Origin of the sequence: Nocardia sp. NPDC046473, from assembly GCF_040645995.1 — a bacterium.
Taxonomy (GTDB): domain Bacteria; phylum Actinomycetota; class Actinomycetes; order Mycobacteriales; family Mycobacteriaceae; genus Nocardia.
In genome coordinates, this window is sequence record NZ_JBEYZJ010000008.1 from 550,678 (window position 1) to 573,530 (window position 22,853).

Genomic DNA, 22,853 nt, shown 5'->3' on the forward strand with positions numbered 1-22,853 from the left:
TGTAACTCTATGTGGTTGCGGTGTTATGAATGGACCGTGTTTTCGGAGGCGGAAACGTCTACTTGGCTGCTGATGTTTCCGCGTAAGGGCATGAATGTTCCGTTGCGGAGGGATTGTTCGATGTCTTCCAGGGAATGGCCCTTTGTTTCAGGGACGCAGAAGTATACGAAGACCAAGGACAGCAGATTGAAGACTGCGTACATCACGAAGGCGGGGCCTAGGCCCAGCGAGTCGATGGTGGTCAGGGCGGTGAGGGTGAGGACGAGGTTGGAGCCCCAGAGGGCTACGGCGTGGAGGCTGGTGGCGCGGTCGCGGATGCTGAGGGGGTAGAGCTCGGAGCCGAGTAGCCAGCCGACGGCCTGTAGGCCGGCGGCGTTGCAGGCCATGTAGGCGAGCATCAAGGTGAGGGTCAGGAAGCGATTGGGGTGGGCGGTGAGGATGAAGAGTAAGCCGAAGCCGAATAGGAAGATGGTCGCGCCGGGGATGAGCATGAGCATCAGGCGGCGGCGGCCGACCTTGTCGACGAGGCGTTCGCCCACCGCGGTGAAGACGAGGTAGACGGCGGCGATGCCGAGGCCGGACCAGACGACCAGGCCGGTGCCGAAACCCGCTGCGTTGCCGAGGATGGTGTGCGAGTAGTAGATCATCATCTCCAGGCCGGACAGCTGGGTGAATGCGGCGATACCGAGGCCGGCGACGAGTGCGGGGCGGGCCCAGCGTTGGGTCAGGTTGGCCCAGCCGCCGCGCGATTCCTTCTGTTCCTGCTGCGAGATGGCCCAGATCTTCAGCGTTTCGTCGACGGCGGCCGTGCGGTTCGGGCGCATCCAGCGCAACACCACCCTGGCTTTGCCGACCGTGCCGTTGTCGATGAGCCAGCGCGGTGTTTCGGGCAGCTGCAGCATCGCGGCGGCCAGCACGAGCGCCGGAATCACCGCGATGCCGATCATCCAACGCCAGCTGTCGCTGGCCTGGAAGGTGTTTCCGTTGGCCGCGAACACGCTCACCAGGTTGGCGAGGAAGATACCGACGCCGATCGCGATGTTGAAGAAGGTGACCATCGCGCCGCGGCGGTGGGGCGGCGCGAGCTCGGCGATGTAGGTCGGCACGATCTGCGAGCAGGCACCGACCGCGAGGCCGAGGAAGAGCCGGCAGACCGTCATCATCCAGGCGTCGACCGCGAGCGCGCACGCCACGACACCGACGGCAAAGACGCAGGCGATGATGAAGATGGTCTTGCGGCGCCCCAACGTCTTCGACAGCGAACCGCCGATGAGCGCGCCGACCACCGCACCGGCGAGGATCGCGGCGGTCAGGATCTCCTGGCGGGTGTGGTCGATGCCCCACTGCGCCGACATCTTGGGCAGGGCGCCGGAGATGATCCCGGTGTCGTAGCCGTAGAGCATGCCGCCCAGCGCGGCGAACAAGGCCACGATGACGACATTGCGGTCGGCGCTCTGATTTTCGTCGTCCGTCGGTTTTTCCGGCGCGGAGACGACCATCTCGTAGCCGTCGAGGTTGCGACGGCGCAGCCGCGGAATGAAACTCCGGCGTCTGGTTATCGTCGTATTCTCGGTGGGCATCGTTCCAGTGGATAGTGCTGGCACAGGCTGCGCAAACTATGCGGTCTTGTTTGTGAATAGAATTACGTTCCTGTTTAAAACGATGTGTGGTTTTTCGGTTTTGTGACGTTCTACCGAAAGCGTGCATCGCCGCATTGTCCGCGCCGCGACGGGAATTGGCGGCTCAGCTCCCGCGTAGGCCGAGACCACGCAATTCCAGCGCGGCCAATTCGCGCACCGTGTCGTCGTCGCCGCGCCGCCAGGCCTCGACCACGTCGGTGTCTATCCGGTCCAACTTGCGCAGCGGTTGGTGGGTGAGTGCGCGCAGGGCAAGCAGTTCTCGACCGCCGCGGGCGGCACGCAGACGCGTCGCGGCCGCGGCCCGGCGCATCCACCGCACCCGCAGCGGCAACCACACGAACAGCACCAAACCCAGTGGGACGATGAGCATTCCGATCGCGAGGGCCATCGCGAGATCGTTGACGACCGCCTGTTGATCGTGCCCGGCACCGGCCATCGACCGGGCGGCTCCGGCGGCCCGTTCGAACGGGGTCGTCAGATCGTCGCCCACCACCGGCACGCGGCCGACCTTGCGGCCGACATCACCGAGACTGTCGGCCATCCCGGTGCCCGCGCCCTCCAGTTTCTGCCCGGGAACGGCCAGCTGCCGCACCAGATCGTGCAGCCACAGCGCCGCCACGATCGAGGCGTAGACCCACGCCACTACTATCAAATCCGTGACCACTTGGTGGGCGGCAACGGTAGCCCGGTCCGCGTAAATCTTCACGCATTCAGAATCCTCGGTCTGCTGACCGAAAACAGCGCTTTCGCGTTCGACGGTGGAAGGCGCAGGATCTACCTGCGATCCGCCCGGCGCGCCGGGGCGTGCAATGAGGAGGAGCGTCTGTGCCACAATATATTTCACCCGCCATCAAGACGCTGGATGATGCGCTCGGCGCGGTCACCGAGCTCGCACCGATCGCCCGCCAGTGCAGCCAAAAGGCCGAGAATGCCCGTAACCTCGCGCCCGAGGTCGTCGACGCCATCGCGGCGGCCGGTCTGTGGGGCGTGTTCACGCCGGCCGGTGTCGGCGGCAGCGGTCTGATCGGTCTCGACGAGGCGTTCGAGGTCGTGCGGGCGCTCGCCTACGCGGACACGAGCACGGCGTGGAGCCTGTTCATCTGCGCGACCACGCCCGCCATCCTGGCGGCCAAGCTGCCTGCCGACGGCCTCGCCGAGGTCTTGGCCGACGGGATCGGACCCATGTCCCTCGTCTTCGGCCCGAACGGACGCAGTCGGCCTACCGAGGGCGGGCTGCGGGTGACGGGACGGTGGCCGTTCGCCAGCGGCATCGGTTACGCGGGCTGGGTCATGGCGAACACCGTCCTGCTCGACGACGACGGCGCGCCGAAGCCCGGCGCCGGTGGGCCGCCCGAACTCATCTCGGTCGTCGTGCCCACCGAACAGGTGCACATCGTCGACGACTGGCATGTCGCGGGCCTACGTGGCACGGGCTCAATGAGTTTCACCCTCGATGACGTGTTTGTTCCTGCGCGCCGCAGCTTTTCGTTCTTCGCGCCGAGTCGCCTCGATGACGCGAAGTATCGTCTCCCGCTGTTCAGTCTGCTGGCGCCGGGGTTCGCCGGTGTCGCGATCGGCATGGCCGAACGTGCCCTCGACGAGGTCCGGGCCGTGCTGCCGAACCGGGTCGGTCCGCCGAAATTCCAGCCGGCATCGGAAGATCCGGTCATCCAGCGCACCGTCGGGCGAGCGCAGGCCGCGATCCGCGGTGCGCGCGAGTCGACGCGCGCGGTATTCGACACCTACGTCGACCGACGGTTGCGCGGTGTGGATCTGAGCGAGCTTTCGGTCGTCGACCGGTGCGAGCTGCATCAGCAGGTGGTGTGGGCAGCCGAGACATGCCGTGACGCGGTCGGCGATCTCTTCCGAATCGCCGGTGCGAGCGCGATTTACGAGACGAGCCCGATCCAGCGGATCTGGCGCGACAGCAACGTGCTCACCCAGCACCTCTATCTGCGCGACACCCAGCACGAGAACGCGGGCAAGCTCGCCCTCGGTCTCGACGTGGTGAACCCGACGATCTGAGCTAGCCAGGCGACTGACCCGAATCCTGCGGCTGTTGCTGCGCGCACGGATTCAGCAACGAGGGCGGAAACATGGGGAAGGGGCGTCCACAGTCCTGCGTTGCGGTCGGCGGGCCTGGCGGGCCAGCCGGGGTTGCGGACGGCGAGACCGAGGCGGATGGGACGCCGCCTGGCTGACCGCCGATCGAGGCAGGTGCGGGAAAGTTCTCCTTCGGGGTGCCCCGTAGCGCTCCGTCCATCGTGTCCTTCCAGATGTCGGACGGCAGCCCGGATCCCCACATCACGTTGCCACTCGAGGTCTTCAGCGCGGTGCCGTCGGGGGTGCCCACCCAGACGGCGGTCGACAGTGCCGGGGTGAAGCCGACCATCCAGGCGTCTTTGTTCTGACCGGTGTCGTGGAGCTGGGTGGTGCCGGTCTTGGCGGCGGACTTACGTCCATCGGCCAAACCGTGCTGGAGTGAGGACGCGGCGATCGGTTCCATCGCCGCGGTCACGTTGTCCGCCACCGCCTTCGAGACGCGCTGCTCGGCGGCCACCGAGCTGTGATCGAGCAGTACCTGACCGTCGGCCGTGACAACCTTCTGCACCAAGTGCGGCTTGTGGTAGACCCCTGATGCCGCGAAGGTCGCGTATGCCGAGGCCATATCGCCCACCCGGACCGAGTACTGGCCCAGGACGATTCCGTTGTTGGGCGGTGAGCCGTCCTGCTCCACGAGGGTCTGGCCGAGACCCGGGATGGTGTCGGGGATACCGGCCTTGTGTGCCATCGCGGCGATCTTGTTCGGGCCGCCGGACCCCATATCCAGCTCCATCCGATAGAAGCTGGTATTCAACGAGCGCCGGAGCGCCTCGGCGATGGTGCAGGTGCCGCAGGTTTCGCCGGGCTCAGCGTTAGTGATCTTCGTTGTGGTACCGGGCGCAGTCAGATCCGAGCTGTCGTACATCTTCGACAGCGGAATGCCCAGCTCCAGGTTCGCGGCGAGACCGAACACCTTGAACGTCGATCCGGTCTGCAGCGGGTTGCCGGCGAAGTCCCAGCCCTGCCCGTTCTCGCCGCCGTAATACGCCTTCACCGCACCAGATTTCGGGTCGACCGACACTACCGCGGCGCGTGTCTCGGGCCGTTCGCCGGGCATGTTCTTCTGGACCGCATCGATCGCGGCCTGCTGCGTCTTGTGGTCAATGGTGGTGGTGATCTGCAGGCCCTGGGCGTTGAGCTGACTCTCACTGATGCCCGCGTCGGCCAACTTTGCGATCACCTGCCGCTTGATCAGGCCGTTGGGACCCTGATCGGTTTTGTCATCACTTGCTCGAGCAGCCGAAATAACTTGCGGAAACTGCATGTTCGCCCGGTCGGCCTTGGTCAGGGCGCCGGTGTCGACCATCGCGTCGAGCACGTCGTTCCAGCGACTCTCGGCGCCCTTCCGGTTCTTTTCCGGATCCAGGTTCGATGGTTCCCGGGGTAGTGCGGCCAGCATCGCACCTTCGGCGGGCGTCAGATCCGGGACCTTCTTGTTGTAGTAGGCCTTGGCCGCCGCGTTGATGCCGTTGGCGCCGCGACCGAAGTAGATGGTGTTCAGGTAGGCGGTGAGGATGTCGTCCTTACTCCACTGCCGCGCCATCTTCGTCGAGATCACCAGCTCACGCCACTTGCGGCCGAGAGCGTGCTCGTTGCCGACGAAGGCGTTCTTGACGTACTGCTGGGTGATGGTCGAGCCGCCGCCCGCGTCGTCGCGTCCCAGCAGGTTGTCGCGGAAGGCACGGGCGAAGCCGGGGACCGAGAAGCCGTGGTTGGTGTAGAACGATCGGTCCTCGATCGCGATCAGCGCGTTACGCACATGTGGTGGGATCTGCTCGATGGAGACGTCGGTGCGGTCGCCTTGCGGCGGCACCACTTTGCTCAGCACAGTCTTGCTGTCGGACTCCAGGACAGTCGCCACCAGGTTGGTCCGCAGCGCGCTGGGCCGGGGGACCGTGGCCATGTTATATGCGACCAGGAATGTCGCGCACGGCACCACGATGGCCAACGCCAGCAGGATGTAGAGAACGCGACGGATTGTCCGCCACCGCGATCTATTCTTGGCCGCCGGTCGGCGACCCGTCGGGCCGTTGAGGCCATCAGCGCTGCGGCGCGACGGCGGGGTGGTCTCGCCGACCGTGCGGCGGTGCCCCGTGCTCGGTCCCATACCCGGTCGGTCGCCGTCGACTGTCGACCTCGGCCGAGATGCCGTGCCGGAACGCTGATTTCGGTGCGCAGGGGCCTCGCCGAGGCTTCCGGCCCGCTGCCGGGGCCCGTGGGTATTCGGCGTTCCCGGACCAGGACGCTGCTGCGGGGGTGGGACGGGACTACGCGGCGGCTGGCCGGCCGGACCACGCGGTGCCCGCGGATCCATGCCCTGTGGTACCGGACCTCGATACGGCGGGGTACCGGGTCCCGGCGGTCGTAGACCACCACCCGGTGGCATCGGTCGCGCTCCCTGCGGTGGTCCGGACGACCGCCGTGGTGGATAACCGGCCGGTCCCGGTTGCCTGCCGCGCAGCCCGCCGTTCGGTTCATCGTCGTAGGGCGAGGTCACAGCCTGAATCTCCATAACTCGAAAGGGTCTGTCCCGCAAAGCCATCCACATTCCGTGAAAAAGTTTGCGGTGCGATGAAACGTAACGCAACCATTCCGTCGGGACCCGGGCCAAGATTCTGACGCAAGGCAGCCATAGTCCTCACCAGGGCCGCCGGCGCCTGGCGAACCATGCTGACCTGGACATGCGGAGTAACGTCCCCTAGCCCTCGATCTGGTCCAGGAGCCAACGGACGCTCACTGAGTCGTCAGAGGGTGCCTTGGCGCGCCGACCGCCACAGGTCGACCTCACCGTCGTCGTCGAGGAGCCGATCGATTTCGGCGAGTTCGTCGGTGCTGAAGTCGAGTGTGCCGAGCGCCGCGACGTTCTGCTCGAGTTGCTCGGTGGTGGACGCGCCGATCACCAGCGAGGTCACCCGGTCGTCGCGCAGCGCCCAGGCCAGGGCGAGTTGAGCGAGGGTCTGGCCGCGCTTGTCCGCGATGGCGTTCAGCTTGCGCAGCCGCTCGATCATCTCGGGGGTGAGCAATTCCTTCTGGAACGACTTGTCTTGCGCGGCACGCGATTCCGACGGAATGCCGTCGATGTACTTCGAGGTGAGCAGACCCTGCGCGAGCGCGGTGAACCCGATGACACCGAACCCTTCCTCGGTGGCGGCGTCGAGCAGCCCCTCGGTCTCGATCCAGCGGTTCAGCATCGAGTAGGACGGCTGATGGATGAGCAGCGGCGTGCCGAGCTCACGCAGCAGCTTCGCCATGGTGACGGAATCCGCTGCGGTGTACGAGGAAATCCCCACGTACAGCGCTTTGCCCTGGCGGACAGCGGTATTCAATGCGGCCGCGGTCTCCTCCAGCGGCGTCGTCGGATCGAACCGATGCGAGTAGAAGATGTCGACGTAGTCGAGCCCGAGCCGGGTCAGCGACTGATCGAGGGACGCGAGCACGTACTTGCGTGACCCACCGCCCTGCCCGTACGGACCGGGCCACATGTCCCAGCCCGCCTTGGTGGAGATGACGAGCTCGTCGCGATACGGCGCGAGGTCCTCGCGCAGGATGCGTCCGGCGTTGATCTCCGCCGACCCGTACGGCGGGCCGTAGTTGTTGGCCAGATCGAAATGGCTGATGCCGAGATCGAAAGCGCGCAGGGCGATTTCACGCTGGACGAGATACGGGCGATCGTCGCCGAAGTTGTGCCAGAAGCCGAGCGAGAGCAGCGGCAGATCGAGACCGGACCGGCCCGAGCGGCGATAGCTCATCGCGCCGTCGTACCTGGTCGGTTCGGGAACGTATGTCATGCGGACCTCCTCGTTGCCTGTGCCGACTGTTCATACTGCCTGAACGGAGTTCGGCGCAGTCCGCAACCCCGTCGCGGGGGCATTCAAGTCGAGCGGGGCCGGAGCAGGTCCTCGACCAGGGTGTCCACCAGATCGCGGGGGATGGTCGACCCCGTCAGAGCGCGATAGACGAGCGGGCCGACCAGTGCGTCGATCGCTTCGCCGACCCCGAGCTTGGGCGAGATCTCGCCGGATTCGATTGCGCGCGTGAGCATGTCGCGTTCTCGGTCACGGCGCGGATCGAGATATCGCTCGTGCAGGCTCTTGGCCGTGGCCGGATGGTGCTGCGCCTCGGCGATGAGCGCGAGCAGGACCTTGCCGGCCGGGTCGCGGGTGAGGAATCGCACGAAGGCGCGCAGGTAGGTGCGGATGCTCGCGGCGGTGGGCGCACCGGCGGGGAAGGGGAGGCGCTTGCCGGCGTCCTCGATGAGCGTGTCGAGCAGGATCTCGACCTTCGACGGCCACCAGCGGTAGATCGTCTGCTTGGCGACCCCGGCGCGGCGGGCGATGGCCTCGACGGTCAGCCCGCCGAAGCCGTGCTCGACGAGCAGATCGTCCGCGGCGTGCAGCACGGCGAGCCGGGCGGCCTCGTCGCGTCGTGGGCCGGAGCGTGGCCGCTGGGGCTGAGAGCTCGTGGCGGGCATGCGGGACACCTTACCTATCTGCGGATGGTGTGTTTAACTCTAGACGCAACGTCTAGTCTAAATTACGTCTTCGCAGTACCGAGGAGTGAATGTGTCCACAACGACCAACCGTCGAGCCCTCGTCATCGGCGCCTCGCGCGGCTTGGGGCTCGTCCTCGCCGACGAGCTCACCCGCCGCGACTGGCAGGTCATCGCGACGACCCGCCAGCGCGGCAGCGAGCTGCAAGCGACGGCCGAGGCTTCGAACGGACAGCTGACGGTCGAATCATTGGAAATGACCAGCGCCGAACAGCTGGCCGCACTGCGCGAGCGCCTCGACGGTGTTCGACTCGATCTGCTCTTCGTCAACGCCGCGATCGACCGCGGCGACCTGCCGATCGGCGAGGTCCCGACGGACATGTTCACCGAGGTGATGATCACGAACGCGCTGAGCCCGCTGCGTGCGCTGGAGGCGCTGCGCGGACTCGTCGCGCCCGGCGGAACCGTCGCGGTCATGTCCTCCGAGCAGGGCAGCGTCTCGCGGAACACCGAGGCCGGCTACGAGCTGTACAAGGCGAGCAAGGCCGCGCTCAACCAGCTGATGCGCAGCTACGCCACCCGCTATGCCGACGACGGGCAGACCAAGCTGCTCATCGACCCAGGCCACAACCAGACCGAGCTCGGCGGCCCCGACGCACCGCTCAACCCCAAGGAGACCATCCCGGCCGTAGTCGACGTCCTAGAAGCCCAGGCGGCCACTCCCGGCCTGCAGTTCCTGGATCGACACGGCGAAACCGTCCCGTGGTAGCGACACCCAGGCTTTGCCGCGTGTGAATTGTGCAGCCGCGCATGGAATTGTCGGCAATTCCATGCGCGGCGGGCCGAAACGCGCGCGGCGGGCCGAAACGCGCGCGGCGGGCCGAAACGCGCGCGGCGGGCCGAAACGCGCGCGGCGGTGGCTGTCGGTCTCCTGGGGGCGGTATTCCTTCCCCAGTTACTCCTCAGTCGAGATGGTCGCTCAAATGTGGTTCCTTGGTTAGGGATTCGATGGACGCCTAGTGCGGCATGCGCCGTCCGCGTCGAATTCGCGAACCACTCGAGGAGCCTTGTCATGCCCTTGTTACGACGCATGTTCGCAATCATGCTCGGCGCGTTCATCATTGCCGGAATGTCGGTCGCGGTCGGCTCGGCGGGCCCGACCGAAGAGCGGGAAGTATTTTCGCCGGACGGCACCATCAGTCGCGTTGTCACGCCCGTCCCCGACGCGAGTCCGGCGCCGCGGAGCGCGGTGCAGGCCGATGTGGTGCCGATCCAGCAAACCGGGCCGTCGAGTCAGCGGTTCGACCTGGTGTTCGTCGGTGATGGATACACGGCCAGTGAATTGGGCACCTACAAGCAGCACGCGATCAATCGGTGGAACGAGATCACCCAGGTCGAGCCGTTCAAGACATATAAGAATTCGTTCAATGTCTGGGCGGTCAACGTGGTCTCCCAGCAGTCCGGGGTGGACAACGATCCGCGTGGCACGTATCGAAATACCGCGCTGGACATGACTTTCTGGTGCGGCGGCACCGAACGGCTGCTGTGCGTCAACGAGACCAAGGCGCTGCAGTACGCGCGGCTGGCGCCCGAGGCCGACCAGGTGATCGCGCTGGCCAACACCACCAAGTACGGCGGCGCGGGCGGCGGGGTTGCCACCTCGTCTGGCGGGAACGCCCAGGCAGGCCAGATCGTGCTGCACGAACTCGGGCACTCGGTGGGTGGTCTCGCCGACGAGTACGACTACCCGAACGACCGCTACACCGGTCGTGAGCCGAGCGAGGCCAACGCGTCGACCTACACCAGCGCGCAGATGCGGCAGAACCGCACCAAGTGGTACCAGTACCTGGGCAAACAGTCCCCGGACGGTGGCGTGGTCGGCACCTACGAGGGCGCGGTCTACTGCAAGCGCGGCGTGTACCGGCCCACCGAGAACTCGTTGATGCGGTCGCTGGGTCGAGAGTTCAACCTGATCGGGCTGGACGCGATGAAGGCCGCGATCGAGCGGAAGAGCCCGCCGCGCCAGTCCTGACCCCGCACCGGATGCCCGGCCATTTCTGGTCGGGCATCCGAGGTAATTCCCTGAGCCAGTAGGTATTTCGAGTCTCGCACGGGAGTGCCTCGTGATGAGCGGTGACAAGGAGAAGGCAATGGCATCCAGACAGCATCAGCACAGACATGATCGGCGGGGGCCGCGCACCCGAGTGGTCCGGGCGGTTGGTCGGGCCGTGCTGACCCTGCGGCGGCTACCGCGCTTGGCGCTGCTGGCCGTGGCCGCCGCGCTGCTGCTCTCCGGTGCGCCCGCGATGGCCGAGCCGCAGTCCGGACCGAACTTCTCCGGCGGCGAGGCGCAGCCGACGTTCAACCCGGCCGCGCCTGTCCGCCAAGACCTTTGGGTGCGCGCGCCGGTGGACAGTGACGCGGACGGCAAGGACGACGAGGTGCACGTCCAGGTCGTGCGCCCGGCCGGGGCGACCGGCAAGCTGCCGGTGGTGTACCAGGCGAGCCCGTACTTCTCCGGCGGCAACGACGTCACCAATCATGGCGTGGACGTTGAGCTTTACGTGCCGAACGGCGCCGACGCACGGATGGCCCCGGCTCCCGGCGAGCTGCGTGCGCGGGTGGCCGAGGATCTCCGGGCCGCCGGCATCACCCTCGACAAGGGCCAGATCACCTGGCAGTACGAGGATTACTTCCTCGCCCGCGGTTTCGCGGTGATGTACGGCGAGTCGCTCGGCACCGGCACGTCCACCGGCTGCCCGACCTCGGGTGGGCGCAACGAGACCATCGGCGCGCGAGCTCCGATCGACTGGCTGAACGGTCGCGCGAAAGCCCGTGACGCGCAAGGCAAGAACGTCGTCGCCACCTGGGCCAGCGGCAAGGTCGGCATGATGGGCGTGTCCTACAACGGCACCCTGCCCAACGCCGTCGCCTCCACCGGCGTGCCCGGACTGGAGGCCATCGTGCCGATCGCCGCGATCAGCAACTGGTACGACTACTACCGGGCCGGCGGCGCGGTGGTCGCGCCGGGCACCTATCAGGGCGAGGACACCGACGTGCTGGCCAAGTACGTCTACACCAGGGCCGACCGGAACATCTGCACGCCGGTGATCAACAAGGTGGAGCAGGACCAGGACCGGGTGGACGGCAACTACACCGCCTTCTGGAACGAGCGCAACTACGTCAACGACGTCAGCAAGGTGCACGCCGCCGTGCTGGCCGTGCACGGTCTCAACGACTTCAACGTCAAGACCAAGAACGTCGCGCAATGGTACGACGCGCTGAAGAAAGCCGGTGTGCCGCACAAGATCTGGCTGCACCAGTCCGGCCACACCGACCCGATCAGCCTGCGCAAGGACGAGTGGCTGCGCACGGTGAACCGGTGGTTCAGCAAGTACCTGCTCGGTCAGAACAACGGGATCGATCGGGAGCCCAAAGCCACCATCCAGCGCGAGGACAAGTCCTGGGTGGACGAGGCCGACTGGCCCGCCCCGGCCACCGCCTGCGCGACCGCGGTGTTCCAGCCCGGCGGCCGCAATATCGGCGGGCTCGCCACCGGCGGCGCGGGTAAGGTCACCGAATCCCTCGACGACGACGCGACCAAGCTGGCCGCCGATCTCGTCGCCGCGCCGAGCTCACCGAACCGGCTGGAGTACTTCTCCAAGCCCACTACGACCACGCTGCGCATCAGTGGTGCGGTCGACGTCGCGTTGAAGGCGACCTTCCAGCGCCCGGCGGCGAATGTGACTGCGCTGCTGGTGGATCGATCCCCCGACGGCAGTTCCCGGATCGTCACGAGGGGCTGGGTGGACCCGCAGAACCGTGACTCGCTCAGCAAGACCAGCCCGATCACCCCGGGCAAGGAGTACGCGGTCAACGTGTCCATGATGCCGCACGACTATGTGCTGGTGCGCGGACACAAACTGGGCGTGGTGGTGTTGTCCAGCGACAACGAGTTCACCCTGCGGCCCAAGCCAGGGCCGGGCTTCGGCGTGAACCTGGCCGAAACCAAGGTCACGTTCCCGGTGGTCGGCGGCCAGGCAGCGCTGAACGCCGCGATCGGCTGATCGACCCGAGATCCGGTCACGCCCGAAACCGTTGGGCGTGACCGGATTTCCGGTATCTACCGCTCGGCGGCCAAGACGATCAGATCGCTGACCACGCCGGGCATGGCGACGCTGACCGCATGCGAGGCCGGGACCTCGACGGTGTGCGCGGACGCGCGCTCGGCCATGAACCGTTGCGCCGCAATCGGAATGTTCTTGTCCTCGGTGGTGAGCAAGGCGAAGACCGGGACGGTCCGCCATGCCGCCGTCGCGGCCGGTTGCTGCAAGGCGTCGAGGGCTACGGGCCGCTGGGTGGCGGCCATCAGTTCGGCAGTGGGGGTGGGGACGTCTGCGGCGAACTGTGCGGGGAACTCGTCCTGACGGATGTAGAGCTCCGTGCCCGTATTGCCGTCCGCGAGTGGGTAGTTCGCGGGACGGGTGGTCGGCCCGAGGGTGGAACCGGGGAACTTGTCGGTCAATTCCAGCGCGCTTTCGCCCTCGGCCGGGATGAAGGCGGCGATATAGACCAGTGCCTGCACGTTCGGCTTTCCGGCCGCGGCGACGGTGATGACGCTGCCGCCATAGGAATGACCGACCAGCACACACGGGCCGTCGACATCATCGAGGACCGAGCTGATGTAGGCGGCGTCATTGTCTAGGCCGCGCAGCGGGTTCGCCGCGGCGACGACCGAATAGCCCTGTGCGCGTAGCACTTCGACGACACCATTCCAGCTGGAGGAGTCGGCGAACGCGCCGTGCACCAGCACGATGGTTGGAGCGGTACTCACGAATGTTCCTTTCGCAGTGTGGGATCAGGCGGGATACAGCGCGGCGTGCAGCACCGCGACAGCCTGGGCGACAGCGGCTTTGGCGGCGTTGGTGTCGTGCATCGAGTTGACCATCACGAAATCGTGGATGATGCCGCCGTAGCGCGTCTGGATCACCGGAACACCGGCGGTCCGCAGCTTCGCCGCGAAAGCCTCACCCTCGTCGCGCAATACGTCGTTCTCCGCCGTGATGACCAGTGCGGGCGGCAGTCCCGCCAGCTGCTCGGTGCCGGCGCGCAGCGGCGAGGCGGTGATCTGCGCGCGATCCGCTTCGCTGGTGGTGTACTGATCCCAGAACCACTTCATCCCGTCGCGGGCCAGGAAGTAGCCCTCGGCGAACCGCTGGTAGGACTCGGTGTCGAAGTTGGCGTCGGTCACCGGATAGAACAGCACCTGCTGCACGAAGGAGACGTCGCCGCGTTCTTTCGCCATCAGGGTGAGCGCGATGGCCATGTTGCCGCCGACCGAGTCGCCCGCGACCGCGATGCGGGACGGGTCGAGGTTCTTCTCGGCGCCCTGGGTGCTCACCCACTGGGCGACCCGATAGGACTGCTCGTTGGCCACCGGGTAGTGCACGTCCGGCGAGCGGTCGTACTCGGGGAACACCACGGCCGCATGCGCGCCGACGGCGAGGTCACGGACCAGCCGGTCATGGGTGTGCGCGTCGCCGAAAACCCAACCGGCACCGTGGGTGTAGACGATCACGGGCAGCGGCTCGCTGACGTTCTGCGGCTTGACGATCCTGGCACGCACCGACCCGGTCGGCCCGCCCTCGACGGTGATCCACTCTTCCTCGATCTCGGGCTTGAAGATCGGCGTGTCCTGTACCGAATCGACCGCCTTGCGGCCCTCTTCCGGCGCCAGCTGATAGAGGAATGGGGGCGTCGAGGTCGCGTCGACGAACTCTTGGGCGGCCGGCTCCAGTGCCACGCCGTGCGGGTTTCCGGTCATCATCGTTCCTATTCCGTAGGGAGGAGAAATGCTGCGGTAGTTCTATTTTCGAGCTCGAGCGAGCTCGGCGAGTGCCTTGGTGATAACCGCGACGACCTCATCAGGATGCGTCTGCATCACAAGGTGCGGTGCGTCGATCTCGATGACCGAGCGCAGCCCGGCCCGCTGGTAACCGAACCGTTCGACCTCGGGATTGATGGTGCGGTCCGCACTGGAAACGATCCCCCAGCCCGGCTTGGTTTGCCAGGCTGCAGCAGCGGCTGCCTCGCCGAATGCGATAGCCGACAGCGGACGCTGTGAGACGGCGAGCACCTGGGCCCGCATCTTGTCCAGGCCCGCCGCGAATACCTCGGGGAAGGCGGCGACCTCGACGGAGACATCCGTGCCCGGCTCGCCGTCGGCGACCGGATACGGTGCGTAGACCAGGTTGGCGGCCAGCTCGGAATCCGGGAAACCGCCCTGCAACTGGCCGAGGCTCTCGCCGACCTCGAGGGCATAGCCCGAGACGTAGACCAGACCGACGACATTGTCGGCCACACCGGCGACGGTGATGACCGCGCCGCCGTAGGAATGGCCGGCCAGCAGGACCGGTCCGTCGATCTGCTCGACGAACGACTTGATGTACGCCGCGTCCTCGGCCAGGCTCCGGTTGAAGACCGGCGGTGCGACGACTCGGTGCCCCGCGGCGAGCAGCCGCTCGGTGACCGGGCCCCAGCTGGACGCATCGGCGAACGCGCCGTGCACGAGAACTATGGTGGTCGCGGAAGTCATAGAGCTCCTCTCTCGATCGCTGGGATCGATGGCGTTGTGCCGCACTCAGTTTCCGTTGCGCAACCCGTCCGGCGCCCCTCCACACGGGCCGCAAATACCCCCGATCAGGACACGGCGGATGTCATCGGTTCGAATGTGGCGGCCGAACCGGTGGATCGGAAACGCTGCTGGTACTTGCGCGGTGAGATGCCGAGCCTGGCCACGAACGCGCGACGCAACGCCTCGCTGCTGCCGTATCCGGCGGTCATCGCGGCCTCGGTGACGCTGTGTCCCGCGTGCAGCAGATCTCTGGCGACCCCGAAGCGGATGAACGCGACGTATTCGGCGGGGGAGCGTTCGAGCTCGGCGCGGAAGAGCCGCGTCAGATGCCGGACGCTGACCATGGCATGCGCGGCCAACGTCTGAACCGTGTGTGGGAACGCCGGATCCGCGCAGATCAGGTCGACCACCTTGCGCACGAGCGGACTGCGGGGGACCGGTCCGGTCAGCGACGCCGAAAACTGTGATTGCCCGCCCGCACGCTGCATGTACACCACGAGTAACTGGGCGACCCGGCGAGCGGCGTCGGCGCCGTGGTCCTCCTCGACCAGGGCCAGCGCGAGATCGACGCCCGCCGCGACGCCTGCCGAGCTGTACAGGTTCGCGTCGCGCACGAAGATCGCGTCCGGCTCGACCGCGACCGCCGGGTACCGCCGCGCGAGGTCGGCGGCGTACTTCCAATGGGTGGTCGCGCGTCTGCCGTCGAAGAGGCCGAGTTCGGCCAGGACGAAAGCGCCGCTGCAGATCGAGGCCAGCCGGCGAGTGTGCGAGGACAGGTGCCTGGCTGCGGCGATGAGCGCGGGAGTCACGAACGTCGCGGGCGGCAGTTCGCTGCCCGGGATCACGACGGTGTCGAAGCGGCCCGCGTCGGCGGCCGCGACGCCCACCTCGATCCGTGCGCCGATCGAGGTCTGCACGGCATGACCGTCGGCCGAGACCAGGACCACCTCGTAGCCGGGCACGGTCTGGTTCGCCTCCACGAAAACCTCGGCCGGGCCGACGAAGTCGAGCATCTTGACGCCGTCGAAGACCAGGATGCCCACTCGTCGGCGAGGTTGCTCTGTGGAGTTAGGGGCCATGTCAACCATTGTTATGGAGTAGCGCCTCCAGAACAAGCGGTGTGGGCTATCTCGCACACCGATTGGTACGGTGAGCCCATGGGACGGCCACGACAGTTCGACGAAGCGGGTCTGCTCGACGCCGCTACCGAGCTGTTCTGGTCGCAGGGTTTCGACGACACGTCGGTCGAGGACATTTCGCGGGCGACCGGTGTCGGCAACGGCAGTGTCTACGCCGCCTACGGCAACAAGCAGGGTTTGTTCCTCGCCGTCTTCGAACGCTACTGCGAGGGCCGTGCGCGGTTTGTGCGCGAGGTGGTCGGCGCCGCGCCGGGATCGGCGCGGGCCGCCGTGCGCACGCTCTTCCAGGCGATCATCGATGACTGTGCCGCGCAACCGAATCGGCGTGGCTGCCTGATGATCAACAGCGTCGCGCAACTGGGCGCCCGGATGCCCGAAGTGGTCGCTATCAGCAGCAAGACGACCGCGGCCATGGAGCAGGGCGTCGCTGAACGGCTCTATCCTGCAGCGCGTCTCGGCGGCAGCAAGGTCGACGAGGCCGCTGTGTCAGCGCATAGCGCGAACATCGTGGTTGTGGCGCAGGGACTGATCCAGTTGAGCCGATTGGGAATTGGGCGGGCGCGGTTGGCGGAGATCGCGGAGGTCTCGAGCCGGGCGCTGCCGTCGGACTGGGCCGATCGAGTCGCCGGCTGATCGCGGCCGAACAGTCCTGGCCGATCCGGTCGTCGGGCGTGACCGGATCGCCAGGGTGTCAGGCGTTTACAGCTCCTTGGCGGTGGCGGCCAGTAGATCGCGTGACCGCTCCGGCGTCTCGGCCTGCACCGCGACCTTGTCCATGACCTCGCGGTAGAGCTGGAGGTCTTCCTTGCGGTCGAGGTAGAGCGCGCTGGTCAGTTGTTCCAGGTAGACGATGTCGGGCAGTTCGCGTTCGGCGAAGCGGAGCATGGTGAACGAGCTACCGGCTGCCGCGTGGCCGCCTGCGTCGTACGGGAGCACCTGGATGGTCACGCCTGTTTTGTGCGAGATCTCGACCAGATGCTCGATCTGTTCGCGCAGCACCTTCTTGCCGCCGATCGGGCGATGCAGCACCGCCTCGTCTATCACGGCCCATAATCGGGGGCCGTCGGGCACGTCGAGGATTTCCTGGCGCTTGGTGCGCAGCTCTACTCGCCGGCTTGCCTCGGCGTTCTGGTGGCTGACCTCGATGACCGCGTGGGTGTAGTCCTCGGTCTGCAGTAGCCCCGGAACCAGTTGGCCCTCAAATGTTCTGATCGTCTGTGCGGCGCCCTCGAGGCCGAGATAGGTCTCGAACCAGGGTGGCAGCAGGTCGTTGTAGCGATGCCACCAGCCGGGCTGGTTGGCCCTGCGGGCCAGGTCGAGGAACATTTCGCGCTGATCGTCTTCGGTGACGCCGTAGAGGGTCAGCAGATCGAGGATGTCGCGGTCCTTGTATCCGGTGCGGCCGAGTTCGAGTCGGCTGATCTTGGCGTGCGAGCCGCGGATGTGCTCGCCCGCCGCCGCGGGCGTGATGCGCTTTGCCTCGCGCAGCTTGCGGAGTTGACCACCGACCGCGATGCGCAACGCGGTCGGGCCGCGTTCCGCGACCCGCGCGTCGATACCCCTGATCCGGACCGGTTCCGTGGCCATGACCTCTGCTCCGCTTCTCGAAGACCGCTGGCGGCGTCGTGCCCGTCGCTGTGACGAACCACACCGCGCCTACCCTGATGGTATCCCCCGTAGGCGTTATAACAAGCGAACTTGCGCCTGAGTGTGCAGATGCCGCTCTCGTCAGACTTCCTCGGGATCAGTCCGCTACTTCGCACGAAGATTTAGCCCGGCGTTTGTTCGGCATATGCCACTTGTCGCCGATACTTGAATCAGCAAGAGAGAAAACATAACTCGATCCATGGCGTGCAGCAGGGTGGGTGCGCGAAGCTATTCGGAAGGGATTTGTTCTTGATGCGAGGTAGAGCTGCTGTGGTGGGCGTGTGTGCGTTCGCCGCGATCGTGCTTTCGGTGCCACCCGCCGCCAATGCGTGGGGACCGCAGGGCCACAACACCACCGGTGCCATCGCCGACCTACGGCTGAGTGCGGCGGCGCGGGGTGAGGTTGCCCGCTTGCTGCAGGGTGAACCGAACCCCACGCTCGCCGGTGTGTCCAACTGGGCCGACGAGGTGCGCAACAACGACCCCGACCTGGGGAAGATCTCGGCGCCGTGGCATTACGTCAATATCGCCGAGAACGGGTGCGTGTATGACCCCGCGGTGAACGGCAACGACGGCCAGAACGTTATCGAAGCGTTGCGGCGGCAGGCGGCGATCCTCGCCGACCGGTCGCGGGCGGACGCCGACCGCAGTCAGGCGCTGAAGTTCATCGTCCACTTCGTCGGTGACATCAACCAGCCGATGCACGCCGGGTACGCGCGCGACCGCGGCGGGAACGAGATCAAGGTCCAGTACCTGGGCCGCAACACCAACCTGCACTCGGTGTGGGACAGCCGCATGCTCGACACCCGCCACGCCAGCGACGCCGACGAGGTGCAGCGGCTGCTCGCGCTGCCTGCGCCCAACCTGCCGCCGGCCCAGCCGGACAGCGATCCCATCCGATGGGCGCAGGACAGTTGCCGGATCGTCGAGACGCCCGGCGTCTATCCTGATTCGGCGACCATCGGTGACGAGTACACCCGAAAGTTCCTCCCGGTAGCCGAGACTCAGCTTCGGCTCGCAGGGGAGTTGCTCGGGCAGTTGCTCAACGCGGTGCTCGCCGCGCCGACCGGATCTGCCAACGGGTAGACCTGCCGCTCAGAATTGGTCAGGGAGAACGGGCCCCGTGTACAGCAGGACGTCGTCTCGGTCATACACCCGGGCGCTGAAGCGATCCAGCGTCTCGTAGTTCTCGCCGCGGTCGTCGCTGTCGAACACGAACGGCACCTCCTCGTCGGGAGCCGCGTAGGCTCGGCGCAGCTGGTTGAGCCTGCGTTCGCTCGGCAGATCGATGGTCACGGCGAAGGTATGTGCCACGACGTCGGCCGGGAAGATGGTGCCGTTCTCGCTGATCACTTCCAGTTTCACGGCTTCCGGCGCGAGCACGCCGCACAGGCCCGACTCGATCACCGACTTGACGGCGAAGGGACGTTCGGTGAGGTCGCTGTCGAGCCCGCCGCAGGCGAAGGAATCGAGGTGGCCTTCCTCGAAGATGAGCATGGCGCCGCCGCCGGAGTCGTGGTAGGCCAGCAGGATCGAGTGGGCGACGGCGGTGTGTGCCCCGATGCGTGCGCCGGGACGCCATCCGGCGTGGGAAATATCCTGTACCGGTACGCCGTTGGCCTCGGCCATCTGATACGCCTCGGCGAAGGTTCGGATATCGACCGTCCAGTCGGGGCGGTGCTGCTCGCCGATATGCCGTTGTCGTGCGGCGCGAAAGGCATCGGTGAAGGCTTGTAGCTCCGCCGTCATCTGCACGTCGTCGTTGGCTTCCAGGTCGGCCGCGTCGAGGGCCGCTTCGAGCTCCTTCGCCAACTCCATCATTTCGGCTTCGGCGGCAACGCGTTTGGCCTCGGCGACCAAGTACTCGTCGCCTATGGTGCGTAACCGAGCCATGATCTCCCGGAACTGTTCTCTCGCTTCGAGCTGTACTTCGCCTGATGTGGTCACAACGCTGGGTCTTCCTTCGCCACTCGACAACCGACCCTGCCAGCGTGGCACGCGCATCCACCGAACACGCTTCGCCGACGTAATCTCGCCATCACCGGACCATCACCGCCGTCACGGCCCGTCACGAAGGGCCGGCCGAATTCACGCAGGATGCTCGGAGTCCGACGCGAGCACGGCCAGTTGGCGCAGGCGTTCGAGGTATCGGAGTTCCTCCGCCTCGGTGATCAGCGGCAGGACCTGGTCGAGTTCGGCAAGGCGCTTGCGCAATGTCGCGATGCGTTCGGTATCGAGAGAACCGCCGTTTTCGTGCCAGACGGACACACAACCTGCGATGGCCGCGTCCAGAAATGCCATCTCGACACCCGCCGATTGCACGCTGTGCAGCCGCGCGGGGAAAGGCGCGCGCATGTGTTCCTGCCATAGACGGCCCATGACAGCTAGCTGCTCACTCATGTGGCTCATTCTCGTTGGTCGAATGCGTTGCCGCACAACATATCAGAGCCGGGCCCTGGTTATCCAGGGCCCGGCTCGGGGATGAATTTCGCTGATGGTTACTGCTTTGCGGTCACCACTGCGTAGAGGTCGTCGTATACCTTCGGCTTTGCCGGGGGCGGGGTGGCCGATCGGGGAGCCCGCTTCGCGTTCGCGTCGAAGGTCGCTTCGGTCGGCTTGTAGGACGGCTTGCCCTTGTCGGTGAGCCAGGTCTTGAACAACGCGTTGGTGCTGCGGCCGGTCACGGCGTTGGCCAGGTCGATGAAGTCGGCGATCTTAGCGTTGCCGTACTGGTGTTTGGTGAGCCATTCGCGGACGAGCCGGAAGAAGACGTCGTCGTCGTTGATTGCGCTGCGCAGTGCCTGAATTGCGAGTGCGCCTCTGGTGTACAGCTCGGCGGGCAGCACGTCGGCCGGGCCCGGATCGGTCAATACGACATTCCAGTTGATCCGGGTGGAGGTGGCGTAGGCGTAGTCGGCGATTTCCGCCGCGGTGCCGGTGTCGTTCTTCTCCGACCACAGGTATTCCATATAGCTGGCCCAGCCTTCGTTCAGCCAGCCGTCCTTCCAGGTGGCCACGGAGGTCGAGTCGCCGAACCACTGGTGCGCGTTCTCGTGCACCACGACCGAATCGTTCTTGCCGCGCTTGAAGAATCCGTCGGTGTAGGTGGGCCTGGTCTGGGTCTCCAGCGCGAAGCCGCCCATCCGGGCGTCCACGATGCCGCCGGTGGCCTCGTACGGGTACGGCGTGAGCGCGCTGGACAGCCAGTCCACGATCTCCGGCGTCCGCTCGATGCTCGACTTGGCGTTGGCGCGCACGGTCGGATCCAGGTCCGTCGCATAGGCATTCAGGTTCGGCCTGGCCGGGGTGCCGGTGTTCTGGCCGCTGCGTTCGTATTTGCCGATCGCCAGGAAGGTGGCGTAGGTCATCTGCGGCGATTTGCTCAGCCAGTTGTGCCGCTTCCAACCCGGAATCGTTTGGGTGACACTGGTTTCGACCCCGTTGGACAGGACGTCGCGGTCCTCCGGCGCCAGCACCGAGACGGCGTAGGTCGCTTTGTCGGTGGGGTGGTCGTTGCTCGGGTACCACCACTCGGACGCGAACGGCTCGTTGGAAATCAGTGCGCCGCCGGCGTTTTCGATCCAGTTGCGCGCGCCTGCCGCGTTCTGCACCCGGGACGGGATGTCGTTGTATGCGACGACGGTGGTGAACTCGGCGCCGGTCGTCAGGTTCGCCGGGACGTTCACCGCCAGTTTGTCCTTGCCCAGCGTGTATTTGGCGGGCTTGTTGTCGATCAGCACCGACTGCGTCTGCAAGAGGAAGTCGAAACCGATCGCGGTGCCGGCTTTCAGATCCTGCTTGGCTTTCGCGGTAATCGTGGTGGTGCCGGACAGTCGACCCGAGGACGGATCGAATTTCAGATCGATGCTGTAATTGGAGACATCGTATGCGGCGCTGCCGATATTCGGGAAATTGGGGTCACCGATTCCGGTCAATGACGCTGCGGAAGCCGTGCCCATATTCGCGGCCAATGCCGCGACGACCAGTAGTGGAACGGCTCGTACCGAGGCAGTATGCAACAAGGGGAAGCGTCTCATATTAAATGAACTCCAATGTGTCGGACACGTGGATGTTTTCGAGCAAAGCAAGTGTCGTGTAGGTCCGCGTCCTCCTCCGGGACATTGCGTTACTCAGAGAAGCACAGTGGAGTACCCCGTTTCCACTGGAGATCAACTGGGGAGTTTCGATCATGAAGAGTCCCTTGCGGAATGGGCAAAAGATTCTGTGCAGAATGTCTAGTTGGCGTGTTGCGGAAGCGCTTTCAACTGGTCATCGTGGTCTGAGACGCTGACGTATGCGGCCGAGCTTTTCGTCGATGGTTTGCCGATCCACCGACGGCTTGACTGAGAGCATGACAACAACGAAAAACCAGACCATCCTCGTCACCGCGGGCACCGGCAAGGTGGGCCGCAGAGTGGCAGAACAGTTGGCTGCCAAGGGATTCCCCGTACGGATCGGCTCCCGCTCGGCGGAACGCCCGTTCGATTGGGCGGACCGGAGCACCTGGGCGCCCGTGCTCGACGGTGTGCGGGCGGTGTTCGTGATGTACACCCCGGACATCGGGGATCCCCTTGCCGCAGAGACGATTCGGGCGTTCAGCGAGCTGGCCGTGGCGAACGGCGTTACGCGGCTGGTGCTGCTGTCCGCTCGCGGCGAGGACCAGGCCGCCGCCGCCGAGGCGGCGGTGCGCGACAGTGGCGCCGAATGGACTGTGCTGCAGGCTGCTTGGTTCAATCAGAACTTCGACGAGGGTGTCTTCACCGAGATGGTGCTCGCCGGTGGCGTCGCCTTCCCCGCAGGACAGGTGCTGGAGCCTTTCGTCGACTCGGCCGATCTCGCCGCGGTCGCGGTGCTGGCACTCACCGAGGACGGGCACGCGGGCCAGAACTACGAACTGACCGGCCCCCGGCTGCTGACCTTCGGTGACGCCGTCGCGGCGATCGCCGAGGAGACCGGGCGCGATGTCCACTACATTCCGGTCAGCGGTGCGGAGTTCGGTGCGGTGCTCGCCGCGGAGTTCGGCATGCCTGCCGAGGAGGTGGCCGGGATGATCGACATCTTCGCGACCCTGCTGGACGGACGCAACGCCAACGTGACCGATACCGTCCGCCGGCTGCTCGGCCGCGAGCCGATCGACTTCGCCGACTACGTGCACGATGCCGTTGCGGCGGGAGCCTGGCAGTAGCCGACCGGCGTGCGCG

Annotated in this window: 20 protein-coding genes; 7 read left to right on the forward strand and 13 right to left on the reverse strand. The window is 66.1% G+C overall.

The window, feature by feature from the left end; translation table 11 throughout:
• Positions 1 to 23: 23 nt before the first annotated feature.
• On the reverse strand, positions 24 to 1,580 hold the full coding sequence (locus tag ABZ942_RS30025) for a sugar porter family MFS transporter (RefSeq protein ID WP_357387779.1): 1,557 nt from the start codon (positions 1,578 to 1,580) through the stop codon (positions 24 to 26).
• Between the two features lie 163 nt (positions 1,581 to 1,743).
• Complete coding sequence (locus ABZ942_RS30030; RefSeq protein ID WP_357387781.1) at positions 1,744 to 2,346, reverse strand: hypothetical protein; 603 nt, start codon at positions 2,344 to 2,346, stop codon at positions 1,744 to 1,746.
• Between the two features lie 119 nt (positions 2,347 to 2,465).
• Between ABZ942_RS30030 and ABZ942_RS30035 the strand changes: the two genes are divergently transcribed.
• The gene (locus ABZ942_RS30035) at positions 2,466 to 3,665 is read left to right on the forward strand and encodes an acyl-CoA dehydrogenase family protein (protein WP_357387783.1); all 1,200 of its coding nucleotides are present in this window, start codon (positions 2,466 to 2,468) and stop codon (positions 3,663 to 3,665) included.
• Position 3,666: 1 nt separating this feature from the next.
• Here ABZ942_RS30035 and ABZ942_RS30040 read toward each other — a convergent pair whose 3' ends face one another.
• The 3 genes from ABZ942_RS30040 to ABZ942_RS30050 form a co-directional block, all read right to left on the reverse strand.
• On the reverse strand, positions 3,667 to 5,850 hold the full coding sequence (locus ABZ942_RS30040) for a transglycosylase domain-containing protein (RefSeq protein ID WP_357387785.1): 2,184 nt from the start codon (positions 5,848 to 5,850) through the stop codon (positions 3,667 to 3,669).
• A 637-nt stretch (positions 5,851 to 6,487) separates the two neighbouring features.
• Positions 6,488 to 7,531 carry an L-glyceraldehyde 3-phosphate reductase gene (gene mgrA, locus ABZ942_RS30045; protein ID WP_357387787.1) on the reverse strand — a complete coding sequence of 348 codons (1,044 nt, stop codon included), beginning with the start codon at positions 7,529 to 7,531 and terminating at the stop codon, positions 6,488 to 6,490.
• An 83-nt stretch (positions 7,532 to 7,614) separates the two neighbouring features.
• Positions 7,615 to 8,214, reverse strand: a complete 600-nt coding sequence (locus ABZ942_RS30050; RefSeq protein WP_357387789.1) for a TetR/AcrR family transcriptional regulator — start codon at positions 8,212 to 8,214, stop codon at positions 7,615 to 7,617.
• A 91-nt stretch (positions 8,215 to 8,305) separates the two neighbouring features.
• Between ABZ942_RS30050 and ABZ942_RS30055 the strand changes: the two genes are divergently transcribed.
• The 3 genes from ABZ942_RS30055 (at position 8,306) to ABZ942_RS30065 (ending at position 12,299) form a co-directional block, all read left to right on the forward strand.
• The gene (locus tag ABZ942_RS30055) at positions 8,306 to 9,001 is read left to right on the forward strand and encodes an SDR family NAD(P)-dependent oxidoreductase (protein WP_357387791.1); all 696 of its coding nucleotides are present in this window, start codon (positions 8,306 to 8,308) and stop codon (positions 8,999 to 9,001) included.
• Positions 9,002 to 9,304: 303 nt separating this feature from the next.
• Positions 9,305 to 10,264, forward strand: a complete 960-nt coding sequence (locus ABZ942_RS30060) for a M64 family metallopeptidase (RefSeq protein WP_357387793.1) — start codon at positions 9,305 to 9,307, stop codon at positions 10,262 to 10,264.
• Between the two features lie 118 nt (positions 10,265 to 10,382).
• Positions 10,383 to 12,299: a Xaa-Pro dipeptidyl-peptidase gene (locus tag ABZ942_RS30065; protein WP_357387795.1), complete on the forward strand. Its 1,917-nt coding sequence runs from the start codon at positions 10,383 to 10,385 to the stop codon at positions 12,297 to 12,299.
• A 56-nt stretch (positions 12,300 to 12,355) separates the two neighbouring features.
• On the opposite strand, the gene ABZ942_RS30070 is transcribed toward ABZ942_RS30065, so the two are convergent.
• The 4 genes from ABZ942_RS30070 to ABZ942_RS30085 form a co-directional block, all read right to left on the reverse strand.
• Positions 12,356 to 13,066 carry an alpha/beta hydrolase gene (locus ABZ942_RS30070; protein WP_357387797.1) on the reverse strand — a complete coding sequence of 237 codons (711 nt, stop codon included), beginning with the start codon at positions 13,064 to 13,066 and terminating at the stop codon, positions 12,356 to 12,358.
• 24 nt (positions 13,067 to 13,090) lie between these two features.
• Positions 13,091 to 14,056, reverse strand: coding sequence for an alpha/beta hydrolase (locus ABZ942_RS30075; protein WP_357387799.1), 966 nt, complete (start codon positions 14,054 to 14,056; stop codon positions 13,091 to 13,093).
• A 42-nt stretch (positions 14,057 to 14,098) separates the two neighbouring features.
• Positions 14,099 to 14,827: an alpha/beta hydrolase gene (locus tag ABZ942_RS30080; protein ID WP_357387801.1), complete on the reverse strand. Its 729-nt coding sequence runs from the start codon at positions 14,825 to 14,827 to the stop codon at positions 14,099 to 14,101.
• A gap of 104 nt (positions 14,828 to 14,931) precedes the next feature.
• Complete coding sequence (locus ABZ942_RS30085; protein WP_357387803.1) at positions 14,932 to 15,945, reverse strand: GlxA family transcriptional regulator; 1,014 nt, start codon at positions 15,943 to 15,945, stop codon at positions 14,932 to 14,934.
• 78 nt (positions 15,946 to 16,023) lie between these two features.
• Between ABZ942_RS30085 and ABZ942_RS30090 the strand changes: the two genes are divergently transcribed.
• Positions 16,024 to 16,638: a TetR/AcrR family transcriptional regulator gene (locus tag ABZ942_RS30090; RefSeq protein ID WP_357387805.1), complete on the forward strand. Its 615-nt coding sequence runs from the start codon at positions 16,024 to 16,026 to the stop codon at positions 16,636 to 16,638.
• A gap of 66 nt (positions 16,639 to 16,704) precedes the next feature.
• On the opposite strand, the gene ABZ942_RS30095 is transcribed toward ABZ942_RS30090, so the two are convergent.
• On the reverse strand, positions 16,705 to 17,592 hold the full coding sequence (locus ABZ942_RS30095) for a helix-turn-helix transcriptional regulator (RefSeq protein ID WP_357387807.1): 888 nt from the start codon (positions 17,590 to 17,592) through the stop codon (positions 16,705 to 16,707).
• 312 nt (positions 17,593 to 17,904) lie between these two features.
• Here ABZ942_RS30095 and ABZ942_RS30100 point away from each other — a divergent pair, with 312 nt between their 5' ends.
• Positions 17,905 to 18,738 carry a S1/P1 nuclease gene (locus ABZ942_RS30100; protein ID WP_357387809.1) on the forward strand — a complete coding sequence of 278 codons (834 nt, stop codon included), beginning with the start codon at positions 17,905 to 17,907 and terminating at the stop codon, positions 18,736 to 18,738.
• Positions 18,739 to 18,747: 9 nt separating this feature from the next.
• Here ABZ942_RS30100 and ABZ942_RS30105 read toward each other — a convergent pair whose 3' ends face one another.
• The 3 genes from ABZ942_RS30105 to ABZ942_RS30115 form a co-directional block, all read right to left on the reverse strand.
• Complete coding sequence (locus ABZ942_RS30105) at positions 18,748 to 19,599, reverse strand: hypothetical protein (protein ID WP_357387811.1); 852 nt, start codon at positions 19,597 to 19,599, stop codon at positions 18,748 to 18,750.
• Positions 19,600 to 19,740: 141 nt separating this feature from the next.
• Positions 19,741 to 20,052 carry a hypothetical protein gene (locus ABZ942_RS30110; RefSeq protein ID WP_357387813.1) on the reverse strand — a complete coding sequence of 104 codons (312 nt, stop codon included), beginning with the start codon at positions 20,050 to 20,052 and terminating at the stop codon, positions 19,741 to 19,743.
• A gap of 98 nt (positions 20,053 to 20,150) precedes the next feature.
• Positions 20,151 to 21,689, reverse strand: coding sequence for a M1 family metallopeptidase (locus ABZ942_RS30115; RefSeq protein WP_357387815.1), 1,539 nt, complete (start codon positions 21,687 to 21,689; stop codon positions 20,151 to 20,153).
• Positions 21,690 to 22,003: 314 nt separating this feature from the next.
• On the opposite strand from ABZ942_RS30115, the gene ABZ942_RS30120 reads away from it, so the two are divergent.
• Positions 22,004 to 22,837, forward strand: a complete 834-nt coding sequence (locus ABZ942_RS30120) for an NAD(P)H-binding protein (protein WP_357387818.1) — start codon at positions 22,004 to 22,006, stop codon at positions 22,835 to 22,837.
• Positions 22,838 to 22,853 lie beyond the last annotated feature (16 nt).

What these genes read in the sequence shown, in the direction of transcription:
- ABZ942_RS30080 (WP_357387801.1), bottom strand. Translation starts at nt 14,827, where the DNA reads ATGACTTCCGCGACCACCATAGTTCTCGTGCACGGCGCGTTCGCCGAT.
- ABZ942_RS30050 (WP_357387789.1), bottom strand. Translation starts at nt 8,214, where the DNA reads ATGCCCGCCACGAGCTCTCAGCCCCAGCGGCCACGCTCCGGCCCACGA.
- ABZ942_RS30110 (WP_357387813.1), bottom strand. Translation starts at nt 20,052, where the DNA reads ATGAGTGAGCAGCTAGCTGTCATGGGCCGTCTATGGCAGGAACACATG.
- ABZ942_RS30040 (WP_357387785.1), bottom strand. Translation starts at nt 5,850, where the DNA reads ATGGGACCGAGCACGGGGCACCGCCGCACGGTCGGCGAGACCACCCCG.
- ABZ942_RS30120 (WP_357387818.1), top strand. Translation starts at nt 22,004, where the DNA reads ATGACAACAACGAAAAACCAGACCATCCTCGTCACCGCGGGCACCGGC.
- ABZ942_RS30065 (WP_357387795.1), top strand. Translation starts at nt 10,383, where the DNA reads ATGGCATCCAGACAGCATCAGCACAGACATGATCGGCGGGGGCCGCGC.
- ABZ942_RS30100 (WP_357387809.1), top strand. Translation starts at nt 17,905, where the DNA reads ATGCGAGGTAGAGCTGCTGTGGTGGGCGTGTGTGCGTTCGCCGCGATC.
- ABZ942_RS30085 (WP_357387803.1), bottom strand. Translation starts at nt 15,945, where the DNA reads ATGGCCCCTAACTCCACAGAGCAACCTCGCCGACGAGTGGGCATCCTG.
- ABZ942_RS30095 (WP_357387807.1), bottom strand. Translation starts at nt 17,592, where the DNA reads ATGGCCACGGAACCGGTCCGGATCAGGGGTATCGACGCGCGGGTCGCG.
- ABZ942_RS30075 (WP_357387799.1), bottom strand. Translation starts at nt 14,056, where the DNA reads ATGACCGGAAACCCGCACGGCGTGGCACTGGAGCCGGCCGCCCAAGAG.
- ABZ942_RS30060 (WP_357387793.1), top strand. Translation starts at nt 9,305, where the DNA reads ATGCCCTTGTTACGACGCATGTTCGCAATCATGCTCGGCGCGTTCATC.
- mgrA (WP_357387787.1), bottom strand. Translation starts at nt 7,531, where the DNA reads ATGACATACGTTCCCGAACCGACCAGGTACGACGGCGCGATGAGCTAT.
- ABZ942_RS30025 (WP_357387779.1), bottom strand. Translation starts at nt 1,580, where the DNA reads ATGCCCACCGAGAATACGACGATAACCAGACGCCGGAGTTTCATTCCG.
- ABZ942_RS30090 (WP_357387805.1), top strand. Translation starts at nt 16,024, where the DNA reads ATGGGACGGCCACGACAGTTCGACGAAGCGGGTCTGCTCGACGCCGCT.
- ABZ942_RS30115 (WP_357387815.1), bottom strand. Translation starts at nt 21,689, where the DNA reads ATGAGACGCTTCCCCTTGTTGCATACTGCCTCGGTACGAGCCGTTCCA.